Origin of the sequence: Paraherbaspirillum soli (assembly GCF_042654985.1) — a bacterium.
In the GTDB taxonomy this organism is placed as follows: domain Bacteria; phylum Pseudomonadota; class Gammaproteobacteria; order Burkholderiales; family Burkholderiaceae_D; genus Paraherbaspirillum; species Paraherbaspirillum soli.
Genome location: NZ_JBHSMT010000029.1, coordinates 250,554 through 259,361, shown reverse-complemented (window position 1 = coordinate 259,361; position 8,808 = coordinate 250,554). Strand labels below are relative to the sequence as shown.

Sequence of the window (8,808 nt, the reverse complement as noted above, 5' to 3'; positions counted from 1 at the left end):
CCGGCATCATCGACGAGACTGGTTCACGCGATGCGACCTATCATTACGATGCAAGCGGCAAAGCGATTTCGACCGAGCATGCCGTCGGCGCCGACAAGGCTAGCCTGAGCTATACCGCCAACAGCACGACGGTGATCGACCCATTGGGTACTTCGCGCACCTACAATTTCCAGACCATCCTCGGTGCCGTCAAAAGCACCGGCGTATCCCAGCCCGGTGGTGCCGGTTGCGGCGCTGCGGCCAGCAACGTCACCTATGACGCCAACGGCAACGTCGCCAGCCGCGCCGATTTCAACGGCGCCGTCACGACCTTCAGCTACGACCTGACGCGCAATCTGGAAACCAGCCGGGTCGAAGCGTCCGGCACGCCGCAAGCGCGCACCATCAGCACCCAATGGCACTCGACTTTCAGCTTGCCGGTCAGAATCGCCGAACCGAAGCGGGTGACCAGTTACAGCTACGATGCATCCGGCAATTTGCTGAGCAAGACCGAGCAAGCGACCAGTGATGCGACTGGCGCGCAAGGCTTGGCGCCAAGCGTGACTGGCAGCGCTCGGACCTGGAGCTACACGTACAACAACCTCGGTCAGCTACTGACCGCCACCGGCCCGCGCACCGATGTCGCCGACAAGACGACCTATGCCTACGACAGCAACGGCAATCTGAGCACGATCACCAACGCCGTCGGCCAAGTGACGAGCTTGTCGAACTACGACGCCAACGGCCGCGTCGGTCTGATTGCCGATGCGAACGGCGTCACCACGCAATTGACGTACAGTCCGCGCGGCTGGCTGACCGGCAAAACCGTCACCGCGGGTAGCACGGTTGAAACCACCAGCTACAGCTACGACGGCGTCGGCCAGTTGACCCAGGTCACGCTGCCGAATGCGTCGACCGTCAGCTACAGCTACGACCCGGCGCATCGCTTGACCAAGATCGCCGACAGTCTCGGCAACAGCATCGTCTATACCTTGGACAACATGGGCAACCGGATCAGCGAGCAAGTCAAAGATCCGAGCGGAAGCCTGGCGCGTCAAAGCAGTCGCGTCTATGACGCATTAAATCGCTTACAACAAATTACCGGAGCAGCGCAATGAGAGGGCGTTTCACTTTGAATCAACATCGGATCAAGACCATCGTTAGTGCCGTGCTGTTCGCGTTGGCCTGTCTGAATGACATGACAGCCGCCGCGCAAACGGCGCAAAACACGACCACCAGTTATGAATACGACGCGATGGGCAATCGAACCAAGATTACCGATCCGTTAGGTCATGTGACGACGCAAAGTTACGACAACCTGGGCCGTCTGATCCAGCAAACGCAACCGGCCCCAGCTGTCGGCGGCAGCAGCCCAACCATCGGCTATAGCTATGACGGACTGGACCAACTGAGCACAGTCACCGACCCGCGCAATCTGGTCACCAGCTACAGCACCGACGGCCTCGGCAACCAGACTGCGCTGACCAGTCCCGATACCGGCAGCACCAGCAAGACCTATGACGTCTCCGGCAATCTGAAGACCCGCACCGATGCCCGCGGTAAGACCACCACTTATAGCTACGACGCGCTGAATCGGCTGACCCGGATCGACTACGCCAGCGGTGTCGCGACCCAGTTCGAATACGACGGCGGAGCGAGCGGGGCGCCAAATGCGATCGGCCACTTGACGCGGATGATCGATGGCTCGGGCCAAACGACTTATGCGTATGACGGCTTCGGCCGGCTGCTGTCCAAAGTGCAAACGGTCAACGGCACAGTCAGCACCACCAGCTATACCTACGGCAGCAACGGCAACACCGTCGGCAAGCTCACCAGCATGACTTACCCGAGCGGTAACCGGATCAATTACAGTTATGATGCCGCCGGCCGCATCACCAGCCTGAGCTTGAACCCGGCCAATGCCAGCGGCGGCGGCACCAATGCCGGCAGCAGCATTCCGCTATTGACCGGCATCGGCTATCAAGCGTTCGGCGCGGTCAATGCCTGGACCTGGGGCAACAGCAATGCGCTCAGTAGCAGCACTTACGCCCGTGGCATTGACCTCGACGGCCGCGTAGTCAGTTATCCGTTGGGCGATATGCTGAACAACGGCACCAACCGCAGCGTCAGCTACGATGCCGCCGGCCGGATCGTCAGCAGCGGCCACATCGGCAGCGGCACCGGCAGCAACGCCCCGGCCAATTACAACCAGGGCTACGGCTACGACAATCTGGATCATCTGACCAGCGCGACCGGCAGCAGCGGCGCCAACAATCAGAGCTTCCAGTACGACGCCAGCGGCAACCGTACCCAGGCCACATTCGGCGGCAGCACTTCTGCCAATACGATTGCTGCTGCCAGCAATCGGCTCAGCGCAACCACCGGACCGGCCCCGGCCAAGAGCAACAGCTTTGATGCCGCCGGCAACCTGCTCAGCGACGGCAGCATCAGCTACACCTACAGCGACCGTGGCCGGATGGTCAGCGCAACCAACGCCGGCAATACCGTCACCTACGGCCATAACGGCCGCGACCAGCGGGTGCAAAAGCAAGGCCCGACGACGATCGTTGCCACCGGCAGCAACAGCTATGTGTATGACGAAACTGGGCATCTGATCGGCGAATACGACGCTAATGGCCAAGTGATTGAAGAGACGGTGTATCTGGGCGATTTGCCGGTGGTGGTGCTGAAACAAAGCGTGACCGGCACCGGTGCCAATCAGACCACGGCGACCAATGTGTATTACGTCTACGCCGACCATATCAATACGCCACGGGTGATTACGCAGGCAACCGACAATCAGATGGTGTGGCGCTGGGACAATGCCGATCCGTTCGGCATGCTGCCGCCGGATGAAAATCCGAGTGGCTTGGGCAGCTTTACCTACAACCAGCGCTTCCCAGGGCAGTTGTATGACAAAGAGAGCAATAATTTTTACAACTATCATCGAGACTATGATCCGCAACTGGGGCGGTATGTACAGTCTGATCCGATTGGATTGGATGGCGGAATCAATACCTACAGCTATGTGGCTGGTAACCCGATCTCGTTTTCTGATCCGCTAGGTTTACAGACCGCACCTCGCCCTAAGTTCATGCCTCCCAAAGCTCCTGCTGATTCTCATGCATGCTCTGCGTCAGATGGGCCGGGTTATTGGGATCGTGTTATGGATAATTACAAACGAACAATGGACACCTTGACGCCAGGATGGACGAACATTCCTGGTCTCGATCCCCTAAGCTGGGCAACTGGCGACGCAGTTGCGCCTCTTATCGGCGGGATAACATGGAAGCAAGCAGCGGCATATGCTGGTTCGAATCTGGCAGCTAACGCTTATCTAGCGGCTGGTCTCACTGACGTTGCCGCAGGCATTCTAATGCAGGGTGCCTTAGCCAGCGGCGTAATGGTCGGCTCAATGATTAGCCCATATGTAATTAGGCCAAGATAAGGATGAACAATGATGATAAATATTTTCCCTAAGATTTGGCCAACACCACCAAAGATGTCTCGGCAGCAGTATTTGCGATATCGTCTCAAGCTACTTGCGTTCTTGCTTATTTGGTTATCGATTTTAATTATGATGATGATATTTTGGGAGACGCTAAGCATCTTATTAAAGGTTGTTTTTGTGGTGGTTGAATATGCGTTTTTCCCTACCATGGGTAAGATCGAGCAAGTATTTGTATCTTATGAGCGCTATCTCAAAGAAGGGCTTTGGTAATTTCAAAGCACATACATCAAATGCGGTATCTAAGTTGGGCTGTAGCTTGGCGTTGAGTTAGCAAAGCCCAATATGAACTGATAGCAATCCTTTAATTCGAATAAAAAGCTACTCTCTCCGGTATCCCCGGATTGGGTGGCTTTCCCATTTTTTAGCGGCGTTACACAACGTACAGATATGCGAGCAGCGCATTTACTGGGTACGGTAGTCCACGAACTGCTTCATAAGAAATCCAGTTACGTGAAGCAAATCCGTGACTTGTTCAATCCGCACCCAAATATTGTTAAGAAAGCCGGAGAAATCGTTAAAGAGATTGGTGACAGATACCTACAAGAGCGCGCGCTAGATGGGGAGATGTTGGATAAATGCTAATGAAGCTGATAGTTGCATTTGTGTTGAGTAGCTTGTTTATCGGGTTAGCCCATGCAACTACTACAGAATATGACCAAACTTATGGGAATCTGTATGAGTTGCAGACGCCATTGCCTTCAGAAGTCCAGGAGGCAAGTGCTTGCTTACTTTCCCATTCGCAGTTTGTCGCAGATCACTATATTCTTGAATACTCGACAATCGGAGGACGGGAAGGAAAGAATTGGAAAGAATGAATCCGGTAGATTTTCTAAAAACAATATATCTGGGCGATCGGTCCTGCAAAGCTATCCTGATTTACTCCTGGGACGAGCTGGTAAAGTTGCAAGTCGACGAGATATCCAGAGTTCGCAGCTCATCTGGGCAATGGGAATTTTATAATGATGAAAACATTGAAGACGGATTCCTTGTTTTTGAAGAAGTTCAATCAATCAGCTTCAAGCCAGAAAATTTTCTTCCCAATGATTACATCAACGATATCGAAGTGCACAAATTAGAGGGGAGTAAATATTGTCGTTTTGTGCTTTATATCGGTTCTATCGGTCAAGATCGGCATCCCACAGAAATAGAAATTTGCATTACGGCTGCAAATATGAGGCTGGAAAACAAGCAAGGGCACAACGTGCCATAAGGACGTTCTGTAACGCGGAAGAAATTCGTCCTGCAATTTGAATGGAAAATATATGCTTTCTCGAATTCCACTGAAAGTGGACAGCCTATCCATCAAGCGAGAGGTTGTGCTGGCAGAGCCTACCAATGAAGACTCTGTATTTGTCATAAAAAATATCCCGGCTTTCGTGTATGGGGTTGCGCTGGGTGATTTGATCAAGGTGACAGATTCGGAGTCCGGCGATTTTTGTATTTTAAATCGGAGTGGACAAGTTACTCTTCGGGCCTATATTGATGGCACATTGGACCGACAAGACATCAAGTTACTAATTGACGAAATTACCGCTGTCGGCGGGGTATTTGAGGTGGGCGCAAACAAGGCATCGGCTGTCGAAACATCGTTGCTACTTGTCAGCATTGATGTTGCAAAAGGGTTTCAGCTAGTTGAATCGCTTATGAAGAAATTTTCCGCGATGGGCGGCCAATGGGAGTACGGAAATATTTATGATCAAGACGAGAATCCACTAAATTGGTGGTCCTCTCACTCAAGTTGTTAGAAACGTGCAACGAGGTTCAGGAGGGTAATAAATTGACTGTAGATATTTGCGCAATAAACGAAGGCCTTACTCACGAAACAATTGGCCTTCTGGACCAATTCGGTTATGAAATAAGCGCCACTGTCGATGATCTTGCGCTGCAAACCGATTGCCGCGAGTTCGTTAAATTTGTCGCCGATTATGTCGCATCAGGCAATGCTGTCCACTCCGGCGAAACATTGAAGTACGGTTACTGGATAACGAAGGCAGCGCTGGATGATCGTCGGCGGCTAATGTTTTTGGAATACAACCAAGACTCGACGGATTTTATTTTTGGCGTGACCAACACACTATCTTATTGGCGCGATCAGCATCAAATATGCAACAAAGTAGGGGCTGAGTTCTTTCCTCCTCGACTGGATCAGATGGTTGTTATTTCTGATGGCGTATATGAAGGTGATGACGTGGAAGGCGTCAGGTATCCATCTCCGGACCATATGTCGGGTTGGTGGCTGACAACTGACCGATATAACGGCGAGATTGAAACGTTGAGAACCGTGCATGCTCACCATGTTTCAGCTAAAAGACCAGATTTGGTAAAGTTCTTGGCGCTACCCTTTGGTTATCGTTTCTTCTCACCGCAAAGTGATGTCTGGTTTGATGAGAAAGTTGCGGGTCCAAAGAGTTAAGGCAACGCGATAAGTCGGGCTTGTAGGCTGGTGCTGAGCTAGCGAAGCCCAACACGAACTGACAGCATCCTCCTATCCCAAATAAAAAAGCCACCCTTTCCGACATCCCCGGATTGGGTGGCTTTCCTTTTCAGCAGCGTTACGCAACGCGCAAATAATCTGTACAACCTAACGCGGTATCCATGGACTTCATCCAATCGCAATGAAGCCCAACATCCCGCCACTACCCTCAAGCAAACGTATCCACCACCCCAAGCACACTACGGCCAACAACCGGCGCAGCGCTGCGTTCAACGCCGCCGCTCAAACTGGCAAAACCATCCCCACGCTGCTGCCCCCCGCGTGAACCCGATTGCCCCGAGGCCTGCTGCGCAAACGCACTCTGTTGCTGCTGTTGCTGCGTATCGGCGCTCACCGATGTATTGCCCAAGCTGATGCCGCTATCCGCCAAGGTGCTTCTCAACTGCGGCAGCGCGGCTTCGACTGCGTCGCGTACCGATTGATGAGCCGAGACGAACATGGCCTGGGCCTGGTTGTCGTTGATGGTCAGCGTGACTTTCAACGGGCCCAGGTCGGCCGGGTTCAGGTGCAGTTCCGCGACCTGGTGGTTGGCGTTGTTCATAAAGATCATTTGCTTGCCGAGCGCTGGACCCCAGTCGCCGCTGCCGACTGTCGGCGTCAGCGGCAGGCTGACCGGGCTTGCTGCCGGGCTGGCGGCGTTGGTTGCGGGTTGCACCGTGCTGACTGCCGGGTTGAGCTGTGTTGTTGCCGCAACGGTGAACTGGCTGTTGCTCGAGGCGGCCGCTTTGCCTGCTGCCAGCTCGTTATTGTTGGCTGTGGCGTTGGCGGTTGCGCTGGTGGCTGAAACTGTGCGCTGCGCATCGGCCTGGTCGCTGTTGTGTGCTTGTTGCCGGTCTTGGGTCGCTGATTTTTCCACTTGCTGATGGTGGTTGTGCTGGCTGGCGCGGCCTTCATCCTGGGGGGCTTGCTGAAGTGCGTCCTGATCGCCGAAAGGCGTCAAGCATTGCATCAAATCGGCTGAAATGGCCGTCGTTTGGCTCCAAAAAATCGGCAATTCTTGCTGCGGTCTTTGTTCGTCCGCTCGGTGGCCGATCCTTGCTTAAAAAAGCGAATTGATCAGCGCTTCCTTAGGTGCGCATTTTACATTTTTCACGACAACCATAAACATTGATAGTGTGAACATTGACAGCTTTAATACGACGATGTTACCGATATTATCGCCATGACACACGAATGGCGTGTCACATGACAACTTCTTTAAACTGTCAGCTAAGGAGCAATATTATGTCTGAAGATGTCGTATTTGCATCAAGCGCTAAGAGTATTGACATACTCATGATCTTTGACACCGAATACATTAAGAAAATGTATCCCAACCCTAGCCAAGGCCAGGGGTTCCCCACTAGCATCGACCGCGATTGTGGGTTCTTGCTCTGCACGGGATCAAGAGGAATTATTAGCGGGCAAGGATCTGGCGACTTGAGTTTCAGGGCGAACGAGGGGGACAAAGTATCGTTCATGGGCACTTCGATGTCTGACAATTCAGGCGATGCGGTGAAAGTTTCCAGAATGGGGTATCTGGCAGGAGTCAACGTATTTGGTCATTTTTTAGTAAATACGATAAATGAATCGGGAGTGGAATTCACCCGATTTGGTGCAACAGTGAGGAGTCGCGGAAATGAAGAGTTCTATGTTCAATTTGCGCTCTATACAAGGGACGGATCGACACAGAAATTATTTGGATACTATTATTGGAGTCCGAGCATCGCGATAGCTTCATGAATGTTAATTAGCTGCTGATCATCCTGCAGTGCAAGTTTTGCAGCTTCTCATACGTCAAAACGTTGCGGTCAGAGGGCACGTCCAAATCTAACAAAGAACCAAATGCTGATTTCTCTGCTTTGGATGGCTTCGGCGCTAGTGCAGCCCTCATGCAATCATTTGAGGCAGGATAGATAGATATCTGCAGTGAATCTCCTACCTTGATACCGGACGCTAGACTCGAGCTGGGGCACAATATTTCTATTGTGCCCCTCGGCGCCCCACACAATCCATGGGTTTTTTCTTGGGTTTTTCGTGGGTATTTGAGGGGGAGTGCGGGGGTGTGCACTCCTATGAAGCCTCTGCGAAGTCGCATAGAATCGACGCCTTAAATTGGTTCGAGTCCAATCGTGCCTACCATTGATTTCTGTTCTCGGGGGCATTTAGAACTGGAATGTATTGCAAGAGAAAGCCCATCGCTTATGTGATGGGCTTTTTTTTTGCTCAATTTATGGGCCTTGTCGGACTTAAAGTGGTTATTTGGCGGATCTCTCGTATTTTTACTTCTTTTTTTGACTACAACGGGTCAATCGGAGGTTGGAAGAAATATTTGTTTCTTCTCGCTTTTTTTGCAGGTTTTTCAGGAGTGGTGCTGTATTTTTATGACCTCAAAACGAAGCACAGAAGAAGATATGGCTGCCAGTAATTTTTGATTTGCTGTATTTCTAGAAAAAACGATCTAAGGAAAGTCAGGGCCGCAAATTGCGGCCCTTTGTTTTTGCGGGCGGTATCCATGGGCTCCACCCAATCGCAATGAAGCCCAACATCCCGCCACTACCCTCAAGCAAACGTATCCACCACCCCAAGCACACCCCGGCTAACCACCGGCGCGACGCTGCGTTCAACGCCGCCACTGAAATTAGCCAACCCATCCCCACGCTGCTGCCCCCCTCGTGAACCCGATTGCCCCGAAGCCTGCTGCGCAAACGCGCTCTGTTGCTGCTGTTGCTGGGTATCGGCGCTAACCGATGTATTGCCCAAGCTGATGCCGCTATCCGCCAAGGTGCTTCTCAACTGCGGCAGCGCGGCTTCGACTGCGTCGCGTACCGACTGGTGGGCTGAT

At 52.6% G+C, this 8,808-nt stretch carries 9 protein-coding genes and 1 pseudogene; 8 read left to right on the top strand and 2 right to left on the bottom strand.

The features are described from left to right. From ACFPM8_RS18775 to ACFPM8_RS18745, 7 genes and pseudogenes are all read left to right on the top strand, one after another. A pseudogene (locus ACFPM8_RS18775) lies at positions 1-1,097 on the top strand (hypothetical protein); the annotation flags it as partial. Further along, the gene (locus ACFPM8_RS18770) at positions 1,094-3,427 is read left to right on the top strand and encodes an RHS repeat-associated core domain-containing protein (RefSeq protein WP_378999803.1); all 2,334 of its coding nucleotides are present in this window, start codon (positions 1,094-1,096) and stop codon (positions 3,425-3,427) included. The pseudogene ACFPM8_RS18775 and the gene ACFPM8_RS18770, both read left to right, overlap by 4 nt. 9 nt (positions 3,428-3,436) lie before the next feature. Next, positions 3,437-3,700, top strand: a complete 264-nt coding sequence (locus ACFPM8_RS18765; RefSeq protein WP_378999801.1) for a hypothetical protein — start codon at positions 3,437-3,439, stop codon at positions 3,698-3,700. 371 nt (positions 3,701-4,071) lie between these two features. After that, entirely contained in the window at positions 4,072-4,305 is a 234-nt protein-coding gene (locus ACFPM8_RS18760) for a hypothetical protein (protein ID WP_378999800.1), read from the top strand. Continuing rightward, the gene (locus ACFPM8_RS18755) at positions 4,302-4,700 is read left to right on the top strand and encodes a DUF6258 family protein (protein ID WP_379000248.1); all 399 of its coding nucleotides are present in this window, start codon (positions 4,302-4,304) and stop codon (positions 4,698-4,700) included. The genes ACFPM8_RS18760 and ACFPM8_RS18755 overlap by 4 nt, the downstream gene beginning before the upstream one ends. Before the next feature lie 52 nt (positions 4,701-4,752). Continuing rightward, positions 4,753-5,235, top strand: coding sequence for a DUF4265 domain-containing protein (locus ACFPM8_RS18750; RefSeq protein ID WP_378999798.1), 483 nt, complete (start codon positions 4,753-4,755; stop codon positions 5,233-5,235). A gap of 32 nt (positions 5,236-5,267) precedes the next feature. After that, positions 5,268-5,903 carry an immunity protein Imm33 domain-containing protein gene (locus tag ACFPM8_RS18745; RefSeq protein WP_378999796.1) on the top strand — a complete coding sequence of 212 codons (636 nt, stop codon included), beginning with the start codon at positions 5,268-5,270 and terminating at the stop codon, positions 5,901-5,903. Between the two features lie 229 nt (positions 5,904-6,132). On the opposite strand, the gene ACFPM8_RS18740 is transcribed toward ACFPM8_RS18745, so the two are convergent. Further along, the gene (locus ACFPM8_RS18740; RefSeq protein WP_378999794.1) at positions 6,133-6,933 is read right to left on the bottom strand and encodes a flagellar hook-length control protein FliK; all 801 of its coding nucleotides are present in this window, start codon (positions 6,931-6,933) and stop codon (positions 6,133-6,135) included. 275 nt (positions 6,934-7,208) lie between these two features. Between ACFPM8_RS18740 and ACFPM8_RS18735 the strand changes: the two genes are divergently transcribed. Next, positions 7,209-7,706, top strand: a complete 498-nt coding sequence (locus ACFPM8_RS18735) for an AidA/PixA family protein (protein WP_378999792.1) — start codon at positions 7,209-7,211, stop codon at positions 7,704-7,706. An 819-nt stretch (positions 7,707-8,525) separates the two neighbouring features. Here ACFPM8_RS18735 and ACFPM8_RS18730 read toward each other — a convergent pair. Next, the coding region (locus ACFPM8_RS18730) for a flagellar hook-length control protein FliK (RefSeq protein ID WP_378999790.1) at positions 8,526-8,808 on the bottom strand (283 nt) is incomplete at its 5' end.

Bases quoted from the DNA above. Each gene is read 5' to 3' on its own strand.
- ACFPM8_RS18750 (WP_378999798.1), top strand. From the start codon at position 4,753: ATGCTTTCTCGAATTCCACTGAAAGTGGACAGCCTATCCATCAAGCGA.
- ACFPM8_RS18760 (WP_378999800.1), top strand. From the start codon at position 4,072: ATGAAGCTGATAGTTGCATTTGTGTTGAGTAGCTTGTTTATCGGGTTA.
- ACFPM8_RS18765 (WP_378999801.1), top strand. From the start codon at position 3,437: ATGATGATAAATATTTTCCCTAAGATTTGGCCAACACCACCAAAGATG.
- ACFPM8_RS18770 (WP_378999803.1), top strand. From the start codon at position 1,094: ATGAGAGGGCGTTTCACTTTGAATCAACATCGGATCAAGACCATCGTT.
- ACFPM8_RS18735 (WP_378999792.1), top strand. From the start codon at position 7,209: ATGTCTGAAGATGTCGTATTTGCATCAAGCGCTAAGAGTATTGACATA.
- ACFPM8_RS18755 (WP_379000248.1), top strand. From the start codon at position 4,302: ATGAATCCGGTAGATTTTCTAAAAACAATATATCTGGGCGATCGGTCC.
- ACFPM8_RS18740 (WP_378999794.1), bottom strand. From the start codon at position 6,933: ATGCAATGCTTGACGCCTTTCGGCGATCAGGACGCACTTCAGCAAGCC.